Source organism: Kitasatospora sp. NPDC101155 (genome assembly GCF_044768305.1).
Taxonomy (GTDB): Bacteria; Actinomycetota; Actinomycetes; order Streptomycetales; family Streptomycetaceae; genus Kitasatospora.
In genome coordinates this window covers 241540-268011 of record NZ_JBIWPN010000003.1, presented here as the reverse complement: position 1 = coordinate 268011, position 26472 = coordinate 241540, and the positions used below count along the sequence as shown (strand labels likewise).

At 69.5% G+C, this 26472-nt stretch carries 21 protein-coding genes; 8 read left to right on the top strand and 13 right to left on the bottom strand.

Features of this window, described 5'->3' with window-relative positions:
• Nucleotides 1-21: 21 nt before the first annotated feature.
• A complete protein-coding gene (locus ACIRYZ_RS05900; protein ID WP_402940073.1) occupies nucleotides 22-3633 on the bottom strand; it encodes a ricin-type beta-trefoil lectin domain protein in 3612 nt (1203 codons plus the stop codon).
• Nucleotides 3634-4222: 589 nt separating this feature from the next.
• On the opposite strand from ACIRYZ_RS05900, the gene ACIRYZ_RS05895 reads away from it, so the two are divergent.
• Both ACIRYZ_RS05895 and ACIRYZ_RS05890 read left to right on the top strand, forming a co-directional pair.
• On the top strand, nucleotides 4223-11005 hold the full coding sequence (locus ACIRYZ_RS05895; RefSeq protein ID WP_402940070.1) for an RHS repeat-associated core domain-containing protein: 6783 nt from the start codon (nucleotides 4223-4225) through the stop codon (nucleotides 11003-11005).
• Nucleotides 11006-11566: 561 nt separating this feature from the next.
• Nucleotides 11567-12016 carry a hypothetical protein gene (locus ACIRYZ_RS05890; protein ID WP_402940067.1) on the top strand — a complete coding sequence of 150 codons (450 nt, stop codon included), beginning with the start codon at nucleotides 11567-11569 and terminating at the stop codon, nucleotides 12014-12016.
• Between the two features lie 253 nt (nucleotides 12017-12269).
• Here ACIRYZ_RS05890 and dnaE read toward each other — a convergent pair whose 3' ends face one another.
• The 9 genes from dnaE to ACIRYZ_RS05845 all read right to left on the bottom strand — a co-directional run bounded on the left by dnaE (nucleotide 12270) and on the right by ACIRYZ_RS05845 (nucleotide 21349).
• Complete coding sequence (gene dnaE, locus ACIRYZ_RS05885; RefSeq protein ID WP_402940064.1) at nucleotides 12270-15803, bottom strand: DNA polymerase III subunit alpha; 3534 nt, start codon at nucleotides 15801-15803, stop codon at nucleotides 12270-12272.
• Between the two features lie 180 nt (nucleotides 15804-15983).
• A complete protein-coding gene (locus ACIRYZ_RS05880; protein WP_402940062.1) occupies nucleotides 15984-17084 on the bottom strand; it encodes a hypothetical protein in 1101 nt (366 codons plus the stop codon).
• An 84-nt stretch (nucleotides 17085-17168) separates the two neighbouring features.
• A complete protein-coding gene (locus ACIRYZ_RS05875; protein ID WP_402940059.1) occupies nucleotides 17169-18389 on the bottom strand; it encodes a hypothetical protein in 1221 nt (406 codons plus the stop codon).
• Nucleotides 18386-18517 carry a hypothetical protein gene (locus ACIRYZ_RS05870; protein ID WP_393026627.1) on the bottom strand — a complete coding sequence of 44 codons (132 nt, stop codon included), beginning with the start codon at nucleotides 18515-18517 and terminating at the stop codon, nucleotides 18386-18388. Before ACIRYZ_RS05870 ends, ACIRYZ_RS05875 begins: the two co-directional genes overlap by 4 nt.
• Nucleotides 18518-18597: 80 nt before the next feature.
• Complete coding sequence (locus ACIRYZ_RS05865) at nucleotides 18598-18963, bottom strand: hypothetical protein (RefSeq protein ID WP_402940057.1); 366 nt, start codon at nucleotides 18961-18963, stop codon at nucleotides 18598-18600.
• Nucleotides 18964-19097: 134 nt separating this feature from the next.
• Complete coding sequence (locus ACIRYZ_RS05860) at nucleotides 19098-19448, bottom strand: hypothetical protein (RefSeq protein ID WP_402940052.1); 351 nt, start codon at nucleotides 19446-19448, stop codon at nucleotides 19098-19100.
• 67 nt (nucleotides 19449-19515) lie between these two features.
• A complete protein-coding gene (locus tag ACIRYZ_RS05855; RefSeq protein WP_402940047.1) occupies nucleotides 19516-20583 on the bottom strand; it encodes a hypothetical protein in 1068 nt (355 codons plus the stop codon).
• Nucleotides 20584-20735: 152 nt separating this feature from the next.
• Nucleotides 20736-20990 carry a hypothetical protein gene (locus ACIRYZ_RS05850; RefSeq protein ID WP_402940046.1) on the bottom strand — a complete coding sequence of 85 codons (255 nt, stop codon included), beginning with the start codon at nucleotides 20988-20990 and terminating at the stop codon, nucleotides 20736-20738.
• Nucleotides 20987-21349, bottom strand: coding sequence for an ATP-binding protein (locus tag ACIRYZ_RS05845; RefSeq protein WP_402940043.1), 363 nt, complete (start codon nucleotides 21347-21349; stop codon nucleotides 20987-20989). Before ACIRYZ_RS05845 ends, ACIRYZ_RS05850 begins: the two co-directional genes overlap by 4 nt.
• Nucleotides 21350-21563: 214 nt before the next feature.
• On the opposite strand from ACIRYZ_RS05845, the gene ACIRYZ_RS05840 reads away from it, so the two are divergent.
• From ACIRYZ_RS05840 to ACIRYZ_RS05820, 5 genes are all read left to right on the top strand, one after another.
• Nucleotides 21564-22412 (top strand): helix-turn-helix domain-containing protein, encoded by an 849-nt coding sequence (locus ACIRYZ_RS05840; protein ID WP_402940040.1) that lies wholly within the window; start codon nucleotides 21564-21566, stop codon nucleotides 22410-22412.
• A gap of 11 nt (nucleotides 22413-22423) precedes the next feature.
• Complete coding sequence (locus tag ACIRYZ_RS05835; RefSeq protein WP_402940037.1) at nucleotides 22424-22615, top strand: DUF397 domain-containing protein; 192 nt, start codon at nucleotides 22424-22426, stop codon at nucleotides 22613-22615.
• 69 nt (nucleotides 22616-22684) lie between these two features.
• Nucleotides 22685-22876 (top strand): DUF397 domain-containing protein, encoded by a 192-nt coding sequence (locus ACIRYZ_RS05830; RefSeq protein WP_402940035.1) that lies wholly within the window; start codon nucleotides 22685-22687, stop codon nucleotides 22874-22876.
• 195 nt (nucleotides 22877-23071) lie between these two features.
• On the top strand, nucleotides 23072-23575 hold the full coding sequence (locus ACIRYZ_RS05825) for an Imm50 family immunity protein (RefSeq protein WP_402940032.1): 504 nt from the start codon (nucleotides 23072-23074) through the stop codon (nucleotides 23573-23575).
• A complete protein-coding gene (locus tag ACIRYZ_RS05820; protein ID WP_402940029.1) occupies nucleotides 23568-23963 on the top strand; it encodes an Imm50 family immunity protein in 396 nt (131 codons plus the stop codon). Before ACIRYZ_RS05825 ends, ACIRYZ_RS05820 begins: the two co-directional genes overlap by 8 nt.
• Nucleotides 23964-23995: 32 nt before the next feature.
• Here the strand turns inward: ACIRYZ_RS05820 and ACIRYZ_RS05815 are convergent, their stop codons facing one another.
• The 3 genes from ACIRYZ_RS05815 to ACIRYZ_RS05805 all read right to left on the bottom strand — a co-directional run bounded on the left by ACIRYZ_RS05815 (nucleotide 23996) and on the right by ACIRYZ_RS05805 (nucleotide 26059).
• Nucleotides 23996-24511 carry a hypothetical protein gene (locus ACIRYZ_RS05815; RefSeq protein ID WP_402940026.1) on the bottom strand — a complete coding sequence of 172 codons (516 nt, stop codon included), beginning with the start codon at nucleotides 24509-24511 and terminating at the stop codon, nucleotides 23996-23998.
• Between the two features lie 293 nt (nucleotides 24512-24804).
• Nucleotides 24805-25371, bottom strand: a complete 567-nt coding sequence (locus ACIRYZ_RS05810; protein ID WP_402940024.1) for a lytic polysaccharide monooxygenase auxiliary activity family 9 protein — start codon at nucleotides 25369-25371, stop codon at nucleotides 24805-24807.
• A 304-nt stretch (nucleotides 25372-25675) separates the two neighbouring features.
• Nucleotides 25676-26059 carry a VOC family protein gene (locus tag ACIRYZ_RS05805; RefSeq protein WP_402940542.1) on the bottom strand — a complete coding sequence of 128 codons (384 nt, stop codon included), beginning with the start codon at nucleotides 26057-26059 and terminating at the stop codon, nucleotides 25676-25678.
• Nucleotides 26060-26150: 91 nt separating this feature from the next.
• Here ACIRYZ_RS05805 and ACIRYZ_RS05800 point away from each other — a divergent pair, with 91 nt between their 5' ends.
• Entirely contained in the window at nucleotides 26151-26468 is a 318-nt protein-coding gene (locus tag ACIRYZ_RS05800; RefSeq protein WP_402940021.1) for a DUF6191 domain-containing protein, read from the top strand.
• Nucleotides 26469-26472: the final 4 nt, after the last annotated feature.

Sequence of the window (26472 nt, the reverse complement as noted above, 5' to 3'; positions counted from 1 at the left end):
CTGCCGGTCAGGCCGCCGGAGTCACGGCGTGCGTTCGGGCTGGAGGGTCCAGCGGACGTTGTCCTGGAGGTTCGGGCAGTCCCAGATGTCGAGCCAGGTGCCCTGAGCGGTTGCCCAGCCGTTCAGTTCGATGCAGCGGCCGGTGTTGGGGTCGCCCCCGGTGATGGTGGCCTGGTTGACGATGCGGCCGTCCGGGCGGGTGGTCCACTTCTGGGTGGGCTTGCCCTCGCAGCGGGCGAGCCGGACGAGGCTGCCGTTGGCGGTGGCGCCGTCCGCGGTGGAGACGCAGAAGGAGCCGGCCCGGACGGTGCCGTCGGCGCCGAGGTTGAAGCGCTGACTGGGCGTGTTCCAGCAGCTGCCGAGGGCCAGCTGGGCGCCGTCGCGGGGGCCGCCCCAGGCGTCCATGCACATCGCGGGGGCCAGGCTGGAGTGGACCGAGGTGCTGGCATCGGCGTAACCGATCATGCTGGCGGCGCCGAAGCCGTCGACCTTGCCCTGGGTGGCGGTGCTGCTCTGGCCGGGGTAGACGGTCATGGCGTTGTTGTTGTCGACCGTCCAGAGGTCGGGGTAGCCGTCCGCGTTGATGTCCCCTGCGCCGATGCGCGGGTAGTTGGCGGCGTTGACGCCGTAGCCGATCTTGATGCCGGCGTCAGGCTTGGTGAGCGCGGTGTAGTCGACGGTGCCGTCCGCCTTCCAGCCGAGCGGGTAGGCGAAGACGTCACCGGTGGTGCGGTTGCGGGCCCACAGGGTGGCCTGGTTGACCTGGCCCGGGTTGGTCTTGTCGGTGCTGGCGGTGGCGCCGTTGGCGGCACCGGGGTTGAGCAGTTCCAGGTCGGTCCAGCTGCCGGAGGCGGTGGGGATCAGCGTCGCGCTGTTGACGTTGTCCGCCAAGCCGTCCGGCGTGTAGAGGTAGAGGTTGTTGTTCTCCAGGGTCAGCAGGGTGGTCTGGGTGGAGATGATCTGCTGGCCCGCGGTGCCGCCGGGCTTGGCCGCGGTGGCCTCGCCCTCGGGGGTGCCGAAGGCGATCACCTGGGAGACGCCGCTCCAGTCGGTCGTGTTGTAGCCGGCACAGGCCGCGCCGGTGCCGTACGTCTTGCAGGAGGACGGCCGGGTGAGCGCGATCGGCGTGAGGGTGTCCAGACGGCCGGTCCCGTCGTTCGGGATCAGGTACATCGAGTTCTTCAGGATCGCGGACTTGTCGGCGGCCTTGGCCGGGTTGTTGAAGTGCGCGACGATCTCGTCCACGGCCTGGCCGACGGCGAAGGTGCCGTGGTGGCTGATCTGGAAGTCGGCCCAGGTGGTGCCGTAGTCACGGGCGCCGGGCGCGGCCGCGGCCGGGGCGGCCAGCGAGGTCGACGGGTCGGCGTCGCCGATGACCCGCAGGTCACCGGTCTTGTCGGTGACGACGATGTCGGGCTTCTGATCGTTGTTCACGTCGCCGAACACCGGCTGGGTGCCGGGCTTCCAGGGCGCGTAGAAGTTGTAGACCGCGGCCTGACTGTAGTTGCCCGCGACGTCCATCGCCCACGCGTACAGGGTGTTGGTGCCCCACTGGCGCGGCGTATAGGTGTACGGCTGGCCGGGCTTGACGGTGTCGGAGCGGTTGCAGCCCCAGCCGACGACCGGCGTCGGGTCGGCGGTGACGCGGATGCAGGCGACGCCGGAGGCGTACAGGTTCGGGCCGGGGGCCGGGTCGTCGGCGTTGATGGTGAACGTCGCCGAGTCGCCGGCGTACTTGGCCGGGGTCGGGTTCGGGGTGCCGGACGGCGGGAAGTCGGTGGAGCTGATGCTGACGCGCGGCGGGGTCTTGTCGACCCGGAAGTAGCACCAGGCGCTGTTGGGCGAGGTGAGCAGGTTGTCGGTCGAGCGGGCCAGCCAGCCGTACTGGTGGCCGTCGGTCAGTGAGCCGACCGAGGTCGACGGAGCGGGGTTGTTGTACGAGCCGCCCCACCCACCCTGTTCGAGGTGGAAGTTGGGGTCCTGGTCGTCCCACATGATGTAGCCGGTGTAGAGCGGCTGGCCTGCCGGGGAGTAGCTGTTGGCGGTCAGGTAGATGTTCTGGTTGCTGCCGACCCAGCCCGGGTTGTCCCAGGGGTGGGTGCCGCCGCTGTTGCACTCGGCCGTGGCCCCGGTGTCGGCCCAGCCGGGGGCGGGGCTGGTGCGTGGGTACCAGATCGTGGGCGTGATGTCGTAGTTGGTGGTGATGCTCGGGTTGCTGCCGATGTAGTGGCGGAAGAACTTGTTCCACTCGGAGTCGCTGGGCGCGATGCCGACGGTCCACCAGGGCCAGTGGCCGGCGGCCGCCTGGTTGATCATGCCGGTGACGTCGACGGACATCGGCCCGGTGCCGGTGATCGGCTGCCCGCCGACGTAGCCGCACCCGTTCATGACCTGGGTGCCGTCGAGGCCGCACGGCTGCGCGTTCCAGTTGGTGTCGCCGCCGATCGGGCTCGGGGCCGAGTAGACGCCGAGGTTGGTCGCGGTGCCCGGGCTGGAGGCGCCGGTGACCTGGGCGTTGAGGGTGGAGGTGTAGAGCGTCGGCGGGACCTCGGCGCCGCCCGGGACGGTGTAGATCGCCGGGTTGATGGTGAACTGGAAGTAGGCGCGCTGGCGGCCCTCGCTACCGCAGTCCTGGCTCGGGTCCGAGCTGTGGTAACCGCAGTAGCCCGTCGCCAGGTTGGACTTGAGGTTGAAGTTCTTGGCGTCCTTGTGGTTCTCCTGGACCTCGACCGAGCTCTGGACGGCGTTAGTGACGGCGATCAGGGTCGGGTCCAGGTACCACGGGCCGGTGCCGGAGCCGAGGGCTGCCGGGTCCGGGGTCAGCTCGATGGCCTCGCCGGTGGCCTTGGTGCCGATCGGAGCGACCTTCGCGCCGTCTCCCGGCGCCTCGGCCGTCGAGGGCGCACCCTGGGCGGTGGCGTCTTCGGCGGCCGGAGCGGCGACCGCCTTGCCCGCCTTGGGCGGGGTGGCGGAGGGGGGCTTCGAGGAGTCCCACTGCATGGGCGCGGGCGCCTGGAAGCGCACCTTCCCGCCCTTGTCGTCCTTGACGCTGATGGCGCCCTTGTCATCGGCGGCGACGGTGAGCCCGTTCGCCGTGACGGGGAAGCGCAGGGTCTTCAGCGCCGGGTTGGCCGCGGCCTCGGGCGTCCGCACGACGATCACGTCGCGCCAGCCGCCGGCCGTCAGCGCGCTCAGCTGCAGGTCCACGCCGGGCAGCACGTCCGCGTACGTGGCGGTGGCGCCGCTGAGCGTCGGCTTCGGCAGCGCGAACGGGGCACTGACGGCCAGCTTCTTGCCGTCCTCGGTGGTGACGCTGGCCATCGGACCGGTGCCCCCGCCGGAGAACGACACGTCGGTGCCGACCACCGCGGGGGTGACCGTGCCGTCCGGGCCGGCCTTCAGGGTCGGGTCGAGGTCGGCCCACTTACCGTCGCGCTTGGCGCGCACCGGCTGGGCGTTGTCGGTGGTACTCAGGGTCTCGTTCGGGTTGGCGACGGTCTTCGAGGCCGCGCCGGTCATCGCATCGACGACGACCGGCTTGCCCGTCGACTTCGCCTTGGCGATCGCGTCCACCATCGCCTGCTGCTGCTCCGTCAGCTTCGGCGCGGGCTTGGACGGGGTGAGCGGCGGCAACGGGAACGTGGGGCCGTGCGACGGGATTGACGGTGAATCAGCCGCGATCGCGGCGGGCGCGGACAGCAGCGCGAGGCCGAGTGCACCGGTGACGCCTAACGAAGTGAGCCGGATCACTCGTTTGCGTACCGATCGCACCGATCGTGGCGGTTTCACTGATTGAGGCGTAATTGGCTTATGAGACATGTCAGTTCGCACTTCCCTCCCTATCGCCGTGCCGCGATCGACACGACGTTCGGAGGGGAACGATGCGGCCCGCACAGGGAATTGGTCAAACCGGCAGCCGCCTTACCGGGACATGTCCGGAATGGTTCCCGCGCGATCGGTCAAGTCTTTGCAAAGAGCGACGGCCGGTCTCGAAACCTCCTGTCGCACAAGTTCCGAACCCGCCTATGGTCTGCCTCAACATCGGCGCACCTGCGTCTATCTGATGGTCAGTCACTTACGTGTCTCTTCGCGGGGAGGATCAGCCGTGGGGGTTTGGCGTGCTCGGAATCGGACTTCGGTAGCGGGAGGCGGAGGGGGATCGGGCGGGAGACGGCCACGGTCACTGCTGTATACGGTCGTCCTCGCGCTGACGGTCTCCGGGTTGGCGGCGCCTCCGGCGGCGGCGTGGACGTTTCCCGCCCCGGAAGGGGAGGTCTGGACCCCCCCGAACACCCCGCTGGGGGCGGCAACCACGCCCGTCCAGGGCCATGACGCCCAGCCCCCGGGCGCCAAGTCGGCTCCGAAGCCCACCGCTTGGAAGCCGGAGACGGCACCGCCGGTGGTGACCGGCACCGCTACGGTCGTCGTCGGCGTCGACGGTGCGGAGGCGGAGGCGGCGCGCAAGGGGACCGGCGGCGCGGCGCCCGCCTCCGACGGCCAGGCCGGCACGAAGGCCGGGAATCTGGCGGTTCGGGTCGCGCCGGGGAACGCGCAGACCAAGGCCGCGCACTCCGTGACCGTTCAGGTGACGGACCCGGACAAGGGCAAGGCCGCGGGGGTCGGCGGGCCGCTGGTCGCGCTCACGGACGCGGAGGCGCAGCCTGCGGGTGGTCCGGGGCGCGGGGCGCGGGTGACGTTGGACCTCAAGTCGCTGCGGGCGGCAGGCTGGTCGGACCGCGCCTCACTCGTCTCGCTGCCCGCCTGCGCACTGACCACGCCGGACAAGCCCGAATGCCGCACCCAGACCCCGGTCACTGCCACCAGCGACGGCTCCGGAACCATCACCGCGCAGGTGACACTGCCCGCCAAGTCCGCTGCCGGGCAGCAGGGTTCGGGTCAGGAAAAGGGACAGGGCGGAAGCGGGGCCGTGCAGTCCTCGTTCACCACCACGGCGACGCCTGCGTCGGTCTCCGACAGCTCGGGCGGTGGCTCGGTGGTGCTGGCCGCCGCGCCCTCGCCGTCCGGCCCGCTGGGCAACTACACCGCGACCTCGCTGTCCCCCTCGGCGGCCTGGGCCGGCGGCTCCAACGCGGGCAGCTTCAGCTACAACTACCCGATCCAGGTGCCGCCGGCACTCGGCGGTGCGGCTCCGTCCGTCGCGCTGAGCTACAACTCGGCGGACGTGGACGGCAAGACCTCCGCCTCCAACGCGCAGCCCTCCTGGGTCGGTGACGGTTGGGGCTACGAGCCCGGTTTCATCGAGCGCAGCTACCGCAGCTGCGACAAGGACGGGATCACCGGCTCCGGCGACCAGTGCTGGGGCGGCCAGAACGCCACCCTCGCCTTCAGCGGCCACTCCGGCCCGATCGTGCGCGACGACGCCACCGGTGTCTGGCACCTCGCCAATGACGACGGGACGAAGGTCGAGCAGTTGACCGGCTCGCCCAAGGGGAGCGGCGACGTCGACTACAACGGCCGCGAGTACTGGCGGATCACCACGCCGGACGGCGTCCAGTACTACTTCGGTGCCAACCACCTGCCCGGCGGCGACGGTACCGACCCGTCCGCAAGCTCCGTGCTGACCGTGCCGGTGTACTCGCCCAACAGCGGCGACCCGTGCTACGACGCCGGCAAGGGCAACGGCTCCTGGTGCCAGATGGCCTGGCGCTGGCAGCTCGACTACGTCATCGACCCGCACAACAACCTGACCACCTACAAGTACGCCACCGAGGGCAACAAGTACCAGCGCGGCCGGATCCAGGGCGCCAGCGCCGGCACCCTCACCGACTACCAGCGCGCCGGCTACCTCCAGGAGATCGACTACGGCCAGCGGCTGAGCGACCAGCTGGCGGCCAAGGGCGCCGGCGCGCCCGCCGCGAAGGTCGTCTTCAACACCGCCGAGCGCTGCCTGCCGAGCGGCACGATCACCTGCTCCGAGGACCAGCGCACTACCGCCAACGCGGACGCCTGGCCGGACACCCCGATCGACCAGATCTGCACCGACAACAGCTGCGTCAACGGCGCGCCGACGTTCTTCACCACCAAGCGCCTGACCTCGATCAGCACCCAGATCCAGGTCAACGGCACGCCGCGCACCGTCGACACCTACAACCTCACCCAGGAGCTCGCCGACCCGGGCGACAGCACCAAGCACCTGCTCCAGCTCGACTCGGTCCAGCGGGTGCCGAGCAACGGCCAGTCACCGATCCCGGACCTGCCCGCGGTGCAGTTCCAGTACAAGATGCGCGCCAACCGCATCGACGGCCTGGTCCCGGCCTCGCCGCAGTTCATGCGCCCGCGCATCCAGAGCATCACCACCGAGACCGGCGAGCGCATCGACGTCGTCTACACAGACCCGGAGTGCTCCCGGGCCAACAATCACATGCCGGCCTCCGAGGACACCAACTCCATGGCCTGCATCCCCGTCCACTGGTACCTGCCCGGGCAGTCCGCCAAGGCCCCGGTCAGCGACTGGTTCGACAAGCCACTGGTCAAGACCGTTATCGAGCAGGACCTGGTCAGTACCCCGGCCGTCGCCCGCAACACCGAGTACAGCTACGGCGGCGGCGCCGCCTGGCACCGCAACGACGCCGAGTTCGTCGACCCCAAGGTCCGCACCTGGGACCAGTTCCGCGGCTACCAGACGGTGACCACGACCACCGGCAGCGCCAACCAGGGCGAGGCCCCCAAGACCCAGACACGGACCACCTACCTGCGCGGCATGGTCGGCGACCACCTCGCCGACGGCACCACCCTGCGCACCGTCCCGGACCTGGCGAACCCGCTCGGCGGCACGGTTCCCGACAGCGCCCAGCTGGCCGGCCGGGTCGTGGCCACCGAGACCTTCGACCAGGCCGGCGGCAACGTCACCGCCGTCTCGGGCGCCACCTACAACGGGCAGCAGAGCTCCGCGACCCACGTCCAGAGCGCGGGCGCGCCGAAGATCTTCGCCTGGCTGCCGGACTCGCAGACCACGGCGATCGCCAAGTCCAAGCTCGCGGACAACAGTTGGCGCACGACCACGACGGTGACGACCACCGAGCCGGCCAACGGCAACCGCGTCATCAAGGTCGACGACCAGGGCGACGGCACCGCCGCCACCCCCGAGACCTGCACCACCATCGCCTACGCGACCAGCGACAACCCCATGCTGTTGAGCCTGGCAGCCGAGAAGACCGTCTTCCAGGGCTCCTGCGGCGGAACCGCGACTGCGGCCAACACCCTCTCGGCCACCCGGACGATCTACGACGGCAGGCCGTTCAAGCAGGCCGGCACCACCGGTGACCCGACCAGCTCCCAGGCCCTCGACCAGTTCGACCAGTCGGGCAACCCCGTCTACGCGCAGACCGGCAGCGGCACCTTCGACGCCTACGGGCGCTCGCTCACCACCGCGACCACCGACGGCTCGACCTACGACGGCAACGGCGCCCAGCTGAGCACCCCCTCGGTCACGCCCGCCGTCACCACCACCACGCTGAACCCGGCCTCGGGCCAACTGCCGACCGAGGTCCGCACCACCGGCCCGCTGGGCTCCGGCTGGACCAGCGTCTCCACCCACGACCCGGCCCGTGGCTCTCCGCTGACCAGCACTGACGTCAACGGCCGCGTCACCACCGCCCAGTACGACCCGCTCGGCCGCATCACCGCGGTCTGGGCGCCCGACCGGCCCACCACCGACCTGCCGAGCAAGCGGTTCACCTACGGCTTGTACGGCGCCAAGGCGCCCTCCACCGTGAAGACCGAGTCGCTCAACGACGACGCCTCCACCTTCTCGGCCAGCATCGCGATCTACGACGGCCTCGGCCGCCCCCGCCAGACCCAGAGCACCAGCGCAGCCAAGCCCACCGGGCGGCTGATCACCGACACCCTGTACGACACCCACGGCTGGGTGATCAAAACCTCCGCCCCCTACTACGAGCAGACCTCCTTCCCCACCGAGGCGATCTTCGTTCCGACGGCCGACGGACAGATCCCCGGCCAGACCTGGAACACCTACGACGGCAACGGGCGCGTCGTTCGCGCGGAGTTCCGCTCCAACGGCAACCTCCAGTGGGCCACCACCACCGCCTACCCCGGCACCGACCGCGTCGACACCACCCCGCCCAACGGCGGCACCGCGACCTCGACCGTCACCGACGCCCGCGGCCGCACCACCGCCACCTGGCGGTACAAGACTCCCGGCCCGACCGGAAACCCGGCCGACGCGGACGTCACCAGCTACGCATTCACCCCCGCTGGCCTGACCGCCTCCCGCACCGACAGCAGCGGCAACACCTGGACCTACGGCTACGACCTGCGCGGCCGCCAGACCTCGATGTCCGACCCGGACACCGGCACCAGCAAGACGTTCTACGACGCCCAAGGGCGCATCGACCACACCGTCGATGCCGGAAACAGCACCATCGCCTACACCTACGACCTGCTCAACCGCAGGACCGGCAGCTACAGCGGCAGCGTCACGCCCGCCAACCAGCTGGCCTCCTGGACGTACGACACCCTCGCCAAGGGCCAGCCCACCTCATCCACCCGTTACGTGGACGGGGCGAACGGCGCCGCCTACACCAAGGCCGTCACCGGCTACGACACCGCCTACCGCCCGCAGGGCAGCTCCATCACCATCCCGTCCCCGGAGGGAGCGCTCGCCGGCACCTACACCACGGGCTTCACCTACAGCGGGGTGCTCGGCGTCCTCAAGGGGACGGACATCCCGGCCGCCGGCGGCCTGCCGGCCGAGTCGGTGAGCTACGGCCGCACCGTCACGGGTCTGCTGACCTCGGCGGCCAGCCTCAACAAGGCCGTCGTCGCCCAGGTCGCCTACGACGCCCTCGCCCGCCCGGTCCGCACCACGGTCGGCCCGTACGGCACCCAGGTCGTCGCCACCCAGCAGTACGACTGGGCGACCGGACGGCTCATCAACAACTTCGTCGACCGGCAGAGCGGCACCGTCTCCGCCGACCAGACCAGCTACACCTACACCCAGGCCGGCCAGCTCACCTCGGCGACGGACATCCAGGACGCGGCGGCGACCGACACCCAGTGCTTCACCTACGACTACCTGAGCCGCCTCACCAACGCCTGGACCGACACCGGCGGCACGCAGACCACCGCCGACTGGACCGACTCCTCCGGCACCAAGCACGGCACCGGCAGCTCCACCAGCGTCCCCGGTGTCGGCACCTGCAACAACGCCACCGGCCCGGCAACGGTCAGCCCCGGCGGGCGCACCGTCGGCGGCCCCACCCCGTACTGGAACACCTACAGCTACGACGCCACCGGCAACCGCACCGGCCTCGTCCAGCACGACATCACCGGCAACAGCCTCAACGACACCACGATCACCCAGACCTTCGGAGCCGCCAGGACCACCAACACCCCCACCGCCGCCGGGGGCGGAACCGGCGGACCCCACGCCCTGCTCACCTCCACCACCACCGGCCCGACCGGCACCAAGGCCGTCAGCTACCAGTACGACGCCAAGGGCAACACCACCGCCATCACCGATCCCAGTGGCACCACCGCCCTGACCTGGAACGGCGAGGACAGGCTCGACTCCCTCACCAAGACCGGCCAGGCCGGACCCACCCGCTACCTCTACGACGCCGACGGCAACCAGCTCATCCGCCGAAACCCCGGCAGGACCACGCTCAACCTGCCCACCGACGAACTCACCCTCGACACGGCCAGCGGCACCACGAGCAACGTCCGCTCCCTCACCGCCCCCGGCGGCCTGACCTACACCCGCGTCACCGCGCCCATCGGCGGCGGCACCGTCCTGATCCAGGCGGCCGACCCGCACGGCACCAACGGTGTCCAGATCGGCACCGACCCGGCGATGACCGTCACCCGCCGCCCCACCGACCCGTTCGGGAACCCGCGAGGCACCCAGCCCGCGGCAGGCCAATGGGCCGGCACCAAGGGCTTCATCGGCGGCAGCAAGGACGACACCACCGGCCTCACCAACCTCGGCGCCCGCGAGTACGACCCGACCACCGGCCGTTTCGTCAGCCCCGACCCGGTCCTCGACCAGGCCGATCCCCAGCAGTGGAACGGCTACGCCTACAGCGACAACAACCCCGTCAACCTCGCCGACCCCAGCGGCCTGCACCCAGAAGGCACTTGTGGCGGCTTCGGCCCCTGCCAGACCCCGGATGGCCAGAACGTCCAGGAGACCTGGACCTCGAACCACGGCGTCTGGACCGACACCATCCGCAAATCGCGCCCGGCCTACCGGCCTCCGGCACGGAACTCGGGCATCGGCATCCCTTCCCTCAAGAAGTGGTGGCCCGAGCCCGAGCAGACGGACGACCCCTGCCCGGCGGGTAAGAAGGTCTGCGACATATCCAACTCGCTCGCCGAAACCGTTCAGGTCTGCGCGGAGGTCGGGTGCGGGGTCTACAGCGTGACGAACTACCCCCACAACGACGACAGCGCGCACGACATCCTCCGCGCGTGGGTGACCGACACCTTTGACCACAACGGCGTGGTGAACTTCGGCGCGGGCGACCCGCTGCTGACCGACCTCACCAAGACGGACGCGGTCCACAAGATGGTCGATGATCTTCTGACGAACTACCAGGCGAAGGGAGACAAGGCGATCGGCGAGGAGATCGAACCCGAAAAGTACGAGGACAAGGGACCGATCAAAAACGGACCCTGGATCTACACGAAGATCGTCGGACCGGGGCTCGGAATTGCCTCCGACCTCCTCGGCACCCTGACCAACGGGCACGTCGGCTCCAACTCCGAATCCGAGTCCGTCCTCGGCTCGTTCGCCGTGAACGGCAGGATCGACAGCGTTCAGCCGGCCCGGAACGGATACCGCGTCGTAAACATGCACCTCTGGGTGGACAACCCCTGGGACTGGAACTCGGCGACCAAGATTCCGCCGCGCGGCTGGTACCCGACCATCCCGACTCCTAGCGGCCAAGGATGGAGTCCCGGTAGGGCGATAGACGGCCACTTTGAGTGGGGATACCGGACCGTCGTCTCCCCATCCGGGGGCTGATGCCTCCCTGCACCGCAATGGGCGTCGGCCGTCGAGCTCCTCGACGGCCGACGCCCGCTGCCACGCCCTACGTCGGCGGCGACGTAATCCTGGCGGGAAACCGCATCTTCATGTCCGGGGATGAGCCGGGGCAGCCCGAGAGGCTCGGACAGCTTCGTTGACGAGCCGAAGTGCCTTCCGAAAAACGCGCGCCTCCCCAGTCCAGCGTCCACGGCCCAACCTGAATCGGTACGCCCGAGCGCCGAGCCCGGCCTCCACCAGGGCCCGCTCCAACTCGCTTGCAGCATCAGCTGCCTGCAGCTGATTCGAAGGTCATCACCTCAACGAATCCGCCAACACCACTGCCAATTGAACGCGTTCAAGGGGTGTGGCAGGCTGGGTCCGAACTGGCACTGGACGGTCGCTGCGGACTACGTGCGGCGACCCTCTCAACCGATGGGGTGGGACATGGATTCAGCGCGCAAGGACCTGGCCGAACCTGGCTGCGGCGGGCAGTCGTCACTGCGGCCACGCGACAGGGTGCGCCGCCCGACTTACCGACTCAACAGGTCTTTCGGGCGGGTGGCAGCGATTCTCGGGTGCCTGGTTCTCGCGTGCGCATCGTGCGCCGACGCCGGCGGCGACACGGCCGTGATCAAACAGGTCGATCTGGTCGGGGACTGGGCCAATGCGGCCGGCGCCAAAGTGCACCTGTCGGCCGATCACAGCTTGACAGCCAGTGGGATCAACCATGCAGTGCCCGACTACAAGTGCTCTACGAGTATGACAGGCGGTAGGTGGCGGTTCTGGGTGCAGAACGGCTCGTCTCACAGCTTCAAAGCCTCGGACTCGGCGACCGAAGGCAATTCGTTCAGAGTGTCGGCGAACACCGGCGAACCGACCAGCCGGTGCGACCTCGAAGCCGCGGTCCAGCGTGATGACCGAGGTTTCAACATCTGCCTCACCCTGGACGATGACCAGACCTGCGCTGCTGAAGAGCTCATCCGCAAGGACCCGGCACAACCCCGGTGAGCGGCACTGACGAAACCCTCGATCCGAAATCACCTCTCGGTGGTTCTTGCGCCCATTCGAAAGTATCGGTAAGCCCTCGGCTGATCATCGGCCGATGGTTCTAGGCCCCGATCCCACCCCGCCCCGCCCCGCACCGCACCGTCCTCCCGCTGTCCCTCCCGCGGTAGACGACCGCCCGACCCCGAGGAGCCCGGAAGGCGTGTACGCCTTCCGGGCTCCTCGTTTCGCGTCAACTCGCGGACCCTACATGCAGCTAGACCACCAGGCAGCTCGGCCCGAGCAGCTGCTTCAGGTCCCCGAACAGCGCCGGGTCCGACTTCACCCGGTGTCGGTCCAGCCGCAGCACCGTCGTCTTGTTGCGGCTCTCCAGCCGCACCCGCACCTCGGTGGTGCCCCGGTGGCTGCCGAGCACCTCGCCGAGCCGGGCCACCAGCGGCGGGGTGACCTTCCCGCTCGGGATGTTGATGGTGATCGGTGCCTCGGCGTGGGCGTTCGACAGGTCGGGGACGGAGAGCTCCATGCCCATCAGCCGCGGCACGTCCTCCCGCTTGTCCAGCTTGCCGCGGACGAACACCACGGCGTCCTCGACCAGTTGGGAGGAGACCAGCTGGTAGCTCGCCGGGAAGAACATGCAGTCGATCGAGCCCGCCAGGTCCTCGACGGTGGCGATCGCCCAGGCGTTGCCCTGCTTGGTCATCTTCCGCTGGAGGCCCGAGATGATGCCGCCGATGGTGACGATCGTCCCGTCCGGCCGCTCCGCGAGGTCCGCGACCGCGCAGTCCGCCTTGTCGGCGAGCACGTGCTCGATGCCGTGCAGCGGGTGCGAGGAGACGTACAGGCCGAGCATCTCCCGCTCCTGGGCGAGCAGGAAGGACTTCTCCCACTCCTCCTCGGAGAACACGACGTCCAGCCCGAAGCTCGGCTCGTCCGAGGCCGTGTCGCCGCCGAAGAGGTCGAACTGTCCCTCGGCCTCCTTGCGCTTCACGCCGACCACGTTGTCGATCATCGGCTCGAACTGCGCGCTCAGGCCCTTGCGGGTGTGCCCGAGCGAGTCGAAGGCACCCGCCTTGATCAGCGATTCGACGGTCCGCTTGTTGCAGACCACCGACTCCACCTTGTCCAGGAAGTCGGGGAAGGAGCTGAACTTCCCCTTGGTCTTCCTGGTCCGGATCATCGACTCGACCACCGGCCCGCCGACGTTGCGAATGGCGGTGAGGCCGAAGCGGACGGTGTCGTCACCGTGCGGGGTGAAGTCCGAGTCCGACTCGTTGACGTCCGGCGGCAGGACGTTGATGCCCATCTTGCGGCACTCGTTGAGGTAGACCGCCGACTTGTCCTTGTCGTCCTTGACGGAGGTGAGCAGGCCGGACATGTACTCGGCCGGGTAGTTGGCCTTGAGGTAGGCCGTCCAGTACGAGACCAGCCCGTACCCGGCGGTGTGCGCTTTGTTGAACGCGTAGCCGGAGAAGGGGACGAGGACGTCCCACACCGCCTGGATGGCCGCGTCGGAGTAGCCGCGCTCGCGGCAGCCCTTCTGGAAGGGGACGAACTCCGCCTCCAGGATCTCCTTCTTCTTCTTGCCCATGGCCCGGCGCAGCAGGTCCGCCTGGCCGAGCGAGTAGCCGGCGAGGATCTGCGCGGCCTTCTGCACCTGCTCCTGGTAGACGATCAGGCCGTACGTCGGCCGGAGCACCTCCTCCAGGGGCTTCTCCAGCTCCGGGTGGATCGGGGTGATCTCCTGCTGCCCGTTCTTGCGCAGCGCGTAGTTGGTGTGGGAGTTGACGCCCATCGGGCCGGGGCGGTACAGCGCCAGCACGGCCGAAATGTCTTCGAAGTTGTCGGGCTTCATCAGGCGCAGCAGCGAGCGCATCGGCCCGCCGTCGAGCTGGAAGACGCCGAGCGTGTCGCCGCGGGCGAGGAGTTCGTAGGTCGGCTTGTCGTCGAGCGGCAGCTTGAGCAGCTCGATCTTCTCGCCCTTGTTCTTCTCGATCGCCTTGACGGCGTCGTCCATGATCGTCAGGTTGCGCAGGCCGAGGAAGTCCATCTTGAGAAGGCCGAGGCCCTCACAAGTCGGGTAGTCGAACTGCGTGATGGTGACGCCGTCGGTGTGCCGGGTCCACACCGGGATGTGGTCGGTCAGCGGCTCGGCGGACATGATGACGCCGGCCGCGTGCACGCCGGGCTGGCGGATCAGGCCCTCGATGCCGCGCGCGGTGTCGATGACCTTCTTCACGTCCGGGTCGGTCTCGTACAGCCCGCGGATCTCGCCCGCCTCGCCGTAGCGCGGGTGGGAGCTGTCGGTGATGCCGGACAGCGGGATGCCCTTGCCCATGACGTCCGGCGGCATCGCCTTGGTGATCCGGTCGCCCATCGCGTACGGGTAGCCGAGGACTCGGGAGGAGTCCTTGATGGCGGCCTTCGCCTTGATGGTGCCGTACGTGACGATCATGGCGACCTTGTCGGATCCCCACTTCTCCGTCACGTAGCGGATCACGTCACCGCGCCGGCGCTCGTCGAAGTCGATGTCGACATCGGGCATGGAGATGCGCTCGGGGTTGAGGAATCGCTCGAAGATCAGGCCGTGCGGGATGGGGTCGAGGTCGGTGATGCCCATCGCGTACGCGACCAGCGAACCGGCCGCCGAACCACGGCCGGGGCCCACCGCGATGCCCTGGCTCTTGGCCCACATGATGAAGTCGGCGACCACGAGGAAGTACGCCGGGAACCCCATCTGGATGATGGTGTCCATCTCGTACTCGGCGAGCTTCTTGTGCTCCTCGTCGTACCCGTCCGGGAAGCGCCAGTCCATGCCCTCCCAGACCTTGGACTTGAAAAAGTCCGCCTCGGACTCGAAGCCCTCCGGGATCGGGAAGCGGGGCATCAGGTTCTTGAACTTGAACATGCCCTCGGTGTCGACCCGGGAGGCGACCAGCAGCTGGCTGTTGCGGCAGCCCTCCTGCCAGGCGTCCGAGGAGTCCAGCGCGTACATCTCGGCGGCGGACTTGATGTAGTAGCCGGTGCCGTCGAAGCGGAAGCGGTCCGGGTCGGAGAGGTTCTTGCCGGTCTGGACGCAGAGGAGCAGGTCGTGGGCGCCGGCGTCAGCCTCGGTGGTGTAGTGCGAGTCGTTGGTGACGACCGGGGGGATGTTCAGCTTCTTGCTGATCTCCAGCAGCCCGTCGCGGACCCGCTTCTCGATGTCGAGGCCGTGGTCCATCAGCTCCAGGAAGTAGTTCTCCTTGCCGAAGATGTCCTGGTAGTCGGCGGCGGACTTGACGGCCTCGTCGAACTGGCCGAGCCGCAGGCGGGTCTGCACCTCGCCGGACGGGCAGCCGGTGGTCGCCATCAGGCCGCCGGACAGCTCGGAGATCAGCTCCTTGTCCATCCGGGGCCACTTCACCAGCCAGCCCTCGGCGTAGGAGCGCGAGGTCAGCTTGAAGAGGTTGTGCAGGCCCTCCTTGTTCCGGGCCCAGATGGTCTTGTGGGTGTACGCGCCGGACGCGGAGACGTCGTCCTTCTTCTGGTGCGGCTGGCCCCACAGGATGCGCTTGGTGTTCGAGCGGGACTCGGGCGCGACGTACGCCTCGATGCCGATCACGGGGGTGATCCCCGCGTCGGTGGCCTGCCGGTGGAACTCGGCGGCGCCGTACATGTTGCCGTGGTCGGTCATCGCGACGTGGGTCTGGCCCAGCCGCTCGACCTCCTTGAACATCTGCTTCAGCCGGGCGGCACCGTCCAGCATCGAGTACTCGGTGTGGACGTGCAGATGCGCGAACGGCTGGTCGCTCAAGGCGGGGCCTCCGGAGGCTCTGGTGCTGGTCTGGTGGGCCGGCGAACGTGCAGGTCACAGGGGTTACCCCTGGAAATGGATGTGGCCCGGAACACCTCTCGGGGTCCGGACCATCACTCACACGTTCACGCGTCTACTCTAGCCCGCCTCGCCCCGTTCCCCCGCCCGGGAGGAGGGCCGTCAGGTCGGCCCGGCGAGTCGCCTGGCGGCGGCGTTCCTGACCTCGGGCTCCTCCATCGGGTCGTCCCGGAGCTCGGCCAGGCGCTCCCGGACGTGGGGGCGGTCGGGGGCCCGCTCGATCCCGAGGAGGCGGGCGTCCTCCTGGCAGTCCCAGAGCGATTCGGTGTGTGCCAGGTCGAGGCCGAGCATGTCCGGGCCGGCCGGGTCGATCGCGGCCAGGGCTTCGAGGTAGGCGGGGCGCTCGAACGAGTGCGGGGTGCACAGCCAGTAGCGGGTCAGGATCGGGACGGCTTCGGCGGCCTGCGCGCCGAAGCGGGCGAGGCCGCGGGCCATCCGCTCCGGGCCGCACCAGACGCCGTCCGCCCAGTCCTGCTTCAGCTCGGCGAGGAGGGCGGGGACGTCCTGGGCTTCGCCGTGCTCGGCCAGGACAGTCAGGCCCTGCCACGCCAGCCAGCGGGTGCCGGAGGCGGCCCACTCGCGGGCGGCGGGCATGGCGAGAGCACCGAGCTTGCCGATGTTGCCGATCAGCAGGACCAGCGGGCGCTCGCCGTCCGCCGTGGTGAGGGAGGGGACGAGCGGGACGAGGCCGGGGTCGGGGTCGCGGCGGCGCAGGACCCGCAGGGCCTCGGTCTTGTCGTCCTCCGGGGCGTCCGGGTCGGCCAGCAGGGCGAGCAGCTTCGGGGTCTCCAACTCGGCCAGGGGGTTGGGCTCTTGCGGCGTCTTCCGGACGTCCGACCAGGGTTCCGGCTCGCGGACGTGCAGCCGCACGGCCTCCTGGGCCTCCTCGGATCCGCCGCGTGCCAGTAGGCGCAGGATCTCGGCGGCCCGGTCGTGGTCGTACTCGTCGCCGGTGCTCAGCACCTCGACCACCGGGTCGAGCGGCAGCTCCAGGTCACGGAGCAGCCGGGCGAGGTAGAGCGAGCGCTCGTCGACGAGGCTGTCCCAGCTCCAGTCGCGGCGGACGCAGGCGTAGACCAGGTCGGCCGCTTCGGCGGGCTTCCGGGCCGCTCGGATGGCACCCGCTCCCCGACCGCGTTGGAGGAGGCCGAGGAGGGTCTTCGGCGGTGCGTAGCGGTCTTCGTCCTCGGTCTCCTCGGGCATGCGGCCCATCGTGCCGCAGGTGCCGGCGGCGCGGCTGGTGATTTTTTCCGTCCGGGACCGCCCGTGACCGCCTGAGGCAGCCGCTCAGACCCGGACGGCTCCGGTGGCGGACGGCGGGGAGCAGGCCGGGGTGGTGGCGCAGACGGTCAACTGCTGCGAGGCCCCGTCGCGCGGGACCTGCACGCTCCACAGCACCTCGTTCGGCTGGCCACAGATCGTGCAGTATCGTCTGCGCGCTGCGCTGGCGGGCGCCGCGTCGGCAGGCTGCGCGTACGGGTTGACCGGCGGCGCGGAGGACCGCGGCCGGGACAGCGGCGGCACCGGCTGGGGCACGGGCGCGGGCGCGGGTACGGCTGGCGCCGGGTAGTCGGCGGGCGGAGGTCCGAACCCGGTGGCGGGCGGCTCCGCGGGCGGGGGCGGAGGCACCGGGGGCGCGGGCGGCGGCGCAGGTGGGGGCGGCACCGGGGCCGCGGGTGGGGACGGAGGCACCGGGGGCGCGGGCGGCGGCGCAGGTGGGGGCGGCATCGGGGCCGCGGGTGGGGACGGAGGCATCGGGGGTGCCGCGGGCGGGGGCGGTAGCGGAGGCATCGGCGGCGCCGGCGGCGTGTCGTCCCAGATGCGCGCACCGCGCACCAGAGCCCGGAAGTCGTGCCGACACTTGCCGCAGGTGGTGAGCACGGCCTCTTCGCGCTGGTCGCCGCACCCGGGGCAGAAGGTCACCGGGCGCTCGTACGCCTCGGTGCTCTCGCAGCGCGCGCAGATGAAGTCGGGCTCCAGCTTGGCCTGGCGGAACACCGTGCTGAAGACCTGGAAGGGATTGGGGTCGTTGCGCCCGGCGGTCACACCGAGCACGGCCACCAGCATCTTGATGCGGCGGTTCCTCGTCTGCAGCCGCTTCAGGTCCAGGTTGACGACCTTGGCGTGCTTGCAGTCCCGGCAGACGCAGAGCGTGCGCACCGGCAGCTGGGAGCGGATCGCCGCCTGCTGGTGCAGGAACTGGAAGGTGAGCTTGTGCTCGGTCGGGACCTCGACGGTCTCGACCTCGTAGGCGCCCCGGGAGAGCCTGGTCTCGATCAGCGCGGCAAGGTCGAACACCTTCGCCCGGAGCGTGTCCGGCAGCGAGGGCGCCTGGCCCGCGGGCACCCGCTCGGAGCCGATCAGCGCGGGGATCGCCAGCATCGCGCCGACCGCGGGCATGTCGAGCACCGCCTGGCCCGCGTCCGAGACGAACCGGACGTAGGTGGTGCCCGCCCAGCCCGCCAGGCCGTTGGCCCTCGCCCCGCCCGGGGGACGGCCGGGGATCATCGAGGCGCCCCGTCGACGAGGCGTCGGCCGACGGCGTGGGCCCGGTGGAGCACCGCCACCACGGCGTTGTGGATCTGGTCCGGCGGAGCCGCGATCCGGCGTTCGGCGTCCAGGGTGATCAAGGGCATCGAGGGCACAGCCCTTCCAGTGGCGGCAGGCAGGGAGGATCAGCCCACCCGACGCCGGACGCCGGGTGTCCGGGGAGTGGTCAGAACAGATCCGGGCCGTCGAACGCCGCGTCGCCGTCGTGGCCGTAGTCGTGGCCGTAGTCGTGGGCGTGCGAGAGGCCGCTGTCGTCGGAGGCGTGGTCGCCGCCGTGCGCGGTATGGCCGAGGGAGGCCTCGGACTCGTACGATCCCGCGGCGCTGCAGGTCTCCGCCACGGAGAGGTAGCTCTCGAAGCTGGCCTCCGAGACCGCCACCACCTCGACGGCCTCCGCCACGTACACCTCGTTCACCTCGGCCTCGACCGAGACCGTGACGGCCTCGGTCTCGGTCTCGGAGTAGCCGAGCGAGGCGCTGCTCTCCGTCACGCCGTAGTCGTCCGCCGCCAGGAATCCGTCCCACTCACGCATGTGCCCCCCAAACGTCGTCGGCATCCGGGTCGGCCTGGCCACCCGGTGCACACTCGGGGATCACAATAGGGCCCAACGCCGCCACGAAGCCTCGAAGTTCGCGATTGGTTGATGGACTGTGACGAGGGGGTCGGTCAGCTGGCGAGCCGCGCCTCGGCAGCCTTGCGGATCTCCGGCTTCTCCATCGGATCGTCCCGTAGCTCGGCGACCCGGCTGAGGGTGTACGGACGGTCGGGAGCGTGCTCGACGGCGAGCAGGCGGGCGTTCGCCTCGCAGTCCCAGAGGGATTCCTGATACGCCTCCGGCAGGCCGGCGGCGCCGTCGACCTTCCGGTCCCAGCGCCACTCCCAGCGGATGCACCCGTACACCAGCTCGGCGGCCGACGACGGATCCTCCGCCGCCATCCGCGCCCCCAGCCCCCGGCCGCGCTGCAACAGCCCCGGTAGCGTCCCCGCCGGCGCGTACTCGTACCTCCGCTCTGTCACGGGCGCCATCGTGTCGCAGCTGTCGGTGTGCGGCAGGTGATTTTTCCGGGCCGGGCGTGCGGGACTCCTATTGCCCGGCCAGTCGCGCCGCGGCGGCTCTCTTGATCTCCGGGTCCTCCATCGGGTCGTCCCGGAGGTAGGCCAGGCGGTCTCTCACTTCGGGCCGATCGGGCGCATGCGCGACGCCGATCCGACGGGCTTCGGACTGGCAGTCCCAGAGCGACTCGGTGTACGCCTCGGCCATCCCGGCCGCCCCCATCGCCGCCAGCGCCTCCAGGTAGCCATGGCGCTCATAGGAGTGCGGCGTCCACAGCCAGAAGCGGCGCAGCAGGGAGATCGCGTCGGCCGCCTTCGGCCCGAACCGCGCCAGCCCTCGTGCCGTGTACATCGGGCCACACCAGGTGCGATCCGCCCAGTCCCGCTCCAGCTCAGCGACGAGGGTCGGGATGTCCTGCTCTTCGCCGTGCGCATGCAGCACGGTGAGGCCCTCGCTGGCCAGCCAGCGGGTGTCGGAGGTGGCCCAGTCCCGGGCGGCCGGCACGGCGAGGGCGCCGAGCCTGTGGACGACAAGGGACAACATCGGCAGCGGGTGCTCACCGTCCGCCTCGCCGAGCGCGGGGACGAGCGGGACGAGCCCGGGCTCCGGATCCCGGTCGTAGAGCGACCCCAGTGCTTTGACCTTACGGTTCTCCGGTTCGGCGGGGTCGGCCAGCAGCTCCAGCAGCGCGCTGCTCGCCAACTCGGCCATCGGATCGGGCTGTTTCCTCGGAGGGCCCACCCAGCCCTCGTCCTCCTCCTGGACCTCCGACGGCAAGGCATCCCGAGCTTCCACCGAGCCGGAGGTCGCCAGCAGCTCCAGCACGCCGGTGGCCCTCTCACGGGTGCCCTCGTCCCCGGCCAACATCTCGATCACCGGTCCGAGCGGCAACTCCAGGTCACGGATCAGCCGGGCGAGGTAGAGGTGCCGGTCGTCGAAGTTCGAGTCCCAGCGCCACTCCCAACGAATGCAGCCGTAGATCAGGTCGGCAGCCGAGGCGGGATCCTCCGCCGCCATCAGCGCACCGAGCCCCCGGCCACGCTGCAACAACCCCGGCAGCGTCCCCGCCGGTGCGTACTCGTATCTCCGCTCTGCCACGCCCCCATCGTGCCGCAGCCCCCGGCACGCGGGGGCTGCGGGGGCTGGCGGTCAGGCGTCCTCGTCCGGCGGGGTCGCGCGGAGGGCGGTGATCACGCCCAGGGCGAGGGTCGCGAACGCGAGGGCGAGGAGGGCGGCGAAGGCCGCCCCGATCAGGAATCGCACGGGCGGTCCCGCTCGGCGTCGAGGAGCAGGGTGAGGAGGTTGAGCAGGGTCGAGACCGGCGCCGTGTTGAACCGGACGAGGACGCGCCCGTCGAGCGTCCTGTCCGTGGAGGCCGAGGGCCAGACCAGCCCGAACTTCTTGCCTCGCTCGTGGAGTTCACTGAGGAGAGCGAGGACGTGCTCGTCCCGGTAGCCCCGGATGCGCGGATCCGTCGGCGTCATCGGCCGGCGCCGGCGCTTCACGCGACGGAGTCCAGCTCGAACCAGACGAGTTTGCCCCTCTCCTGGAGGTCGACGCCCCACCGGTGGGTCAGGCCCTCCACGAGCTGGAGCCCACGGCCGGACTCCGCGAGGAGGCCCGGCATGCACCGCTCCGGCATCGTCGGGCTCTCGTCCGCGACGGCCACGCGGAGCATGCGGTGGATCGCGAGGATCTGGACGACCGGCGCGGGGGTGGCGCCGTGCCGCCAGGCGTTCACGAGGAGCTCGACGAGCGCGAGCTCCGCGTCCGCGATGGAGGAGGGCGGGTACCCGACCCGGCCCATGGCGTCCCGCAGGGACTGCCGGGAGATGGCGAGCGAGGGCGTGTTGATCTGACGCATGGGAGTTCTCCCTAGATGCGAAGAAACTGCTTGACAGCAGCCAGAGTTGACGATGCATCGGATCGATTGATGTAACACTTACCATACAGGGCTCGTATCACGTGTAGAACGAAAACCGGGATGGGTTCACCCGCAAGTGTCACTGACCGCCCCGGGTGGACCTGCGCCCAATCCCGACGGCAGACTTGGGGCACATCGGGCAAGGAAGGACTCAATGCCGCCACGACTCAACCCGACGGTCCGCCAACGTCGCATTGGTGCCGAGCTTCGGAAGATGCGCGAGGCCGCCGGACTTTCGACCTCCAACCTGAGCAGGGCCCTTGGCATCGACAGAACTCAGGTCAGCCAGATGGAATCAGGCAAGATCGGCGTAAGCTCGGAGCGGCTCAGGTCCTTCGCGGCAGCCTGCAAGTGCGTGAATCCGCCTTTGATCGAGGCCCTGGAAGCCATGGCTCGGGACCGCTCCAAGGGTTGGTGGGAGGAGTATCGAGGCACTGTCCCGGACGGCGTCCTCGAAAACGCAGAGTTTGAGAGAACCTCCCGCGAGCTCATGCTGTGGCTTCTCACCCACATGCCTGGTGTCTGCCAAACCCTCAACTACGCCTCAGCCGTCTTTGGACGCGTCTACCCACCACTGCCTCGACACGAGCTGGAGGCCCGCACCGCGTTCCGAATGCAGCGCAAAGCCGATCTGCGTCGCAATCCAAAGCCCCTGACCTTCTACATCTACGAGTCAGTGTTGTGGACGCGGTTCGGCGGCACGCCGATCCTCAAGGAGCAGCTCTCCTCCCTGCTCGAGGACTCCGAGTTGCCCTGGATGACCGTTCGAGTCGTACCATTCGACATCGAGACCTTCCCCGGACCTGCCGAGAACCTCACGTATGCGTTCGGGGCGGTCCCTGAACTCGACACCGTTGAACGGGAGTCCTCCCACGGTCCCGAATACCTCGATGCCGTCAGCGAGCTGACCAGCTACCGGGCCATCTTCGAACGCACCGAAGCGTCAGCGCTGAGCGAGGAGGACTCTCGCGACTTGATTCGCAAGATCGCGCGGAACCTGTGAAAGGACCCGACATGACCGACACCGAGTGGCAGAAGTCCTCCTTCAGCGGCAACGTTGAGAACTGCGTGGAGGTCCGCACAGCCAACGGGGCGGTCGAACTCCGCGAATCCGACGAGGGCCACCTCATCCTCCGCACCACCCCCACCACCTTCGCCGCCCTCCTCCAAGGCATCAAATCCGGCGAATTCGACCACCATGCCTGACACTCCACGCCCCCTCGCTCTCCCCGAGCGAGGGGGCGTAGCATCTGCCACCCAACTCAGGAGGCCGACATGCCCAACTCCAACTGGCAGAAGTCATCCTTCAGCAGCTCCGGCGACAACTGCGTGGAGGTCCGCAAGGCCGGCAGCCTGGTCGAACTCCGCGAGTCCGACGAAGGCGAAACCATCCTCCGCACCACCCCAACCGCCCTCGCCGACCTCCTCCACGGCATCAAGGCCGGCGAGTTCGACCACCACGCCTAACAAGCCCACCGCGCGCAGGAAGTCGGCCCGCCCGACTCCCCGTGCGGCCACTACCCCAGAGCGTTGCGCCCGCTCGCGCGCACCGCGCGAGCGGGCGCAACTGCTACCTTCGCTACCCTCCTCCACGACATCAAGGTCGGCGAATTCGACCACCACGCCCAATGCACCTCGTCCCCTCACCACAGGAGACCATCCATGTCAGCCGCCCTGTGGCCGGAGCTGCTGGTCCACTCCGAGCGGCTGACCGCGCTCTACACCGAGCTGCCTCCCCTGGAGCGCCTGGTCCTCAGATCGGTCCACCTGAGTCCCTACGGTCAGGGTGTGAAGCTCCGCGTAGAGCTTCCGCGTTTCCCCGGCCTCGCCCCCACCGCCTGGATCGAGGCCGGCTGCGACCGGTTCGAGGCCCAGATCGACTTCATGGCGGTGGGCGAGGACCTCCGGATGCGGGGTGTCCCCAACAACACCGCTGTGGACATCGACCTCGCCGCCCTCCCCCAGATCTACGAGCGCCGGGTCGAAGTCACAGTGCGTGGGCCCGAATTCCTCCTGGCCTTCACCGCACACGCCGCGCTCAAGGCCGTCCACCTCAACGCGTACCACTCCAACGATTCGAACCAGCGATGGTTCGAGAGCCCCCTCGACCAGCGCCTCCACCACCACACACTGCCGCCCATCATCACGAAGACGTTCTATGCCTGACCGCGACTGGTCCGCCGAGCTGACCGACCCCGCCCCCATCCGCGCAGTTGCCGGCTCACCCCCGCCTCCCCTCACCGACTTCGACCTGACCTCCGTCCTCATCGACGAACGCGAAACCTCCGTCACCCTGAGGTTCTTCGCCTTCACCGCCCCGACCGCCGCCGCAGAGCTGTGGCAGGCGCGAGGACACAACGCGGTCGAGTTCGTCCTGGTCTGCACCGACGTGGCGAACCTCGAAGTGGACGGCTGGTCCGGCTGGCCGACGACTTCCGCCACCCTCACAGGCGCGACCGTCGTACTCGCCGGCCGGGGCAAGCGCGTCTCCTTCAAGGCCGCCGGAATCCGCGCCGAACCCCCCACCGGACACCTCGCCAGCCGAGCCCAGTAAGCGAGGACGAGCGCCAGCCCAACCGGCCCGGGTCACGGCTGCCTGCGGAGTCCCATCCTCCGCACCCCTTCCGGGGAGAAGATCATGTGGGCGTGCCAGCCGCTGTGGACGAGCGCGACCTGCGAGGGCAGCGGCGTCACCGGGTAGAACCGCCTGCCCCTCGACCAGTGCCAGAGCAGCCCCTCGGTGGTGTCGACCGCCGCGACGACCATCGTGACAGGGATCCCGCCGTCGCCCCAGGTGTTCCACAGCGCCCACCCCTCCGGCCGGGCATCGACCCCCAGCCGCAGGCACGCCTGCTCGTAGGTCTCCTCCATGCCCTCCGGCATCGCCTCGGGCCGCAGGATCGCCACGCCCGCGAGCTTCAACTCCGGGCGGTCCTGCTCCTCGTGGAGACAACCGTCCCCCGGGAAGTGGTAGTACAGGACGTTCCGCGCCAGCTCGTTCACCGCCCGCTGCAGCGGCGTCGCGTCCCCCGGTTCCGGCCCGTACTCGAGCCAGCCCTCCTTGTCCGCGGCACGCACCACTGCGTGGACGAGCCGCTCCATCTCCCTCAAATGATCAAGCTCGGAAACCTCAAGCTGCTTCACAGCAACCCAGTTTCCCTACGCACCACCCCCTCGTCACCCCAATTTCCAGGAGCAGCAACGGCCGCGCGGGAAGTCGGCCCGTCCGACTTCCCGCGCAGGGCACCCCGGGCGACGCGACCGTCAGCCCATCCGTCCAACAGGGCGACGCAGCACGGTCCTCAGCTTCTCCGCCAGCCCCCGCGACCAGCGACAGCGCCCCGGAACGCGCTCGGGGAGGCCGTCCGCCACGGCGGGCGGCCTCCCCACCGGCACTACCGGGTGAAGTTCACGTCGATCACCTGGTAGAAGGCGTGACCGGTGTCGGCGACCTCCCACACGCCGAGGATCACGTGGTAGCCGGAACGCACCGGCAGCTTGACCGGGTGCGGCTTGTCGAGGTGCGGGTCGTCCTTGGCCGGCGGCATGTCCGGGTACGGGAGGTCGTCGTACGGCTTGTACGTCGCAAACGGCTCAGGCTCGAACTGGGCGCGGCTCAGCGGAGCGCTCGGGTCCCAACCATCCTTGGTGATGAAGTAGCTGTATCGGCGCGTCCGGTGCTTCATCGAGAAGTTCCACTGGAAGGGAACCTCCGTGCCCGACGGCAGATCCACCTTCGGCCAGTCCCGCAGCTCGTCGAGCACCGCACCGGCCGGCTCGCTTCCGCCGCTGGCGATCTTCCCGTCCGGCGGCACCGGCTTGGGCCCACTCACGACATCCGTCGGCACGTCCGGGTCCGCCAGTCCGACCCGCGTCGCCGGGAAGAACTTGCCCGCTTCCAGCCCGTTGGACGGCCAGCCGCCGTTGAAGTGGATGTCGGCGCGAGAGCGGGGATTCGTCATCCATCCGTGCCTGGGGGCCGCCTCGCCATGATTCTTCGCAGCCATTTCCATCTCCTCTCCGAGTCGATGCGCAGGGCAAGGTCACGGCTGCTCAGTGGGCCGGATCAGGCCCGACACATGAGCAGCCGTCGTTTGCCCGGCTGAGATTAGTGATTCGTAGGCTACTTACTGCGAACGACTAAAGCGCGCACGCCACCCGTACGAGGCCGTCGTGTTGTGACCACCGTCCGGGAATCGGAGCTGTCATCGCCTACGACGACTCCCCCACCGCCCAGGAAGTCGGACCATCCGACTTCCTGCGCCATCAGTCGACCTCGCCCTGCGGAGCGAACACGCAGAACTCGTTCCCCTCGGGGTCCGCCAGCACATGCCACCGGATCTCGCCGTCGGGCGCCTGGAGCACTGTCGCCCCCAGGGCCGCCAGCCGGCCCGCGTCGCCCCACACGTCGAGGTGCATCCGGTTCTTGACCGTCTTCCGCTCCGGCACCGGATTGATCCAGATCAACGGACCGTTCCCGGCCGGATCGACGATCGGAATCCCCCACCCGTCCGGCAGCTCCACTCCGTCGATCGACTGCCTGCGCACATATCCGATGGCCGCACACCACCAGTCGGCCAGCCCCTGGTGGTCGGTCGCATCCAGTGCCAGGTCCTTGAACCGCGCGGGCGCCGCACTCTCATCGCTCATGCGCACCACAAAAGCATCAAGTATCCGTTTGCCACACCCGAATTGACGCTAGACCAGGAACGCATCGGCCGCCCGCGCACGTTGGGTCGGCATGGTGATGACGGCGGGCCTGCTCTTCATGGCGATCCTGGTGATCGTGCCCTTCACCCTGGCCTCGATCCGACACCTCGTCGTACGGTCGGGCCACCCCGCCTGGCTCGCCCGTCGCCTGAACGCCCGGTCCCGCCCCGGCGGCCTCGGCCTCGGCGCCACCGCGACCGAGGAGTTGCACGCATTCTTCAATGCCAACAAGCGCGTCCAGATCGAGCAGCGCCAGGCCCAGCTCACCCTGCGCGACGACGAGCACGACGGCGCCCCGCCCCGGACGGGCATCGACCTGGACGGCGGCACCGCCGTCGTCAAGCGTTGAAGGT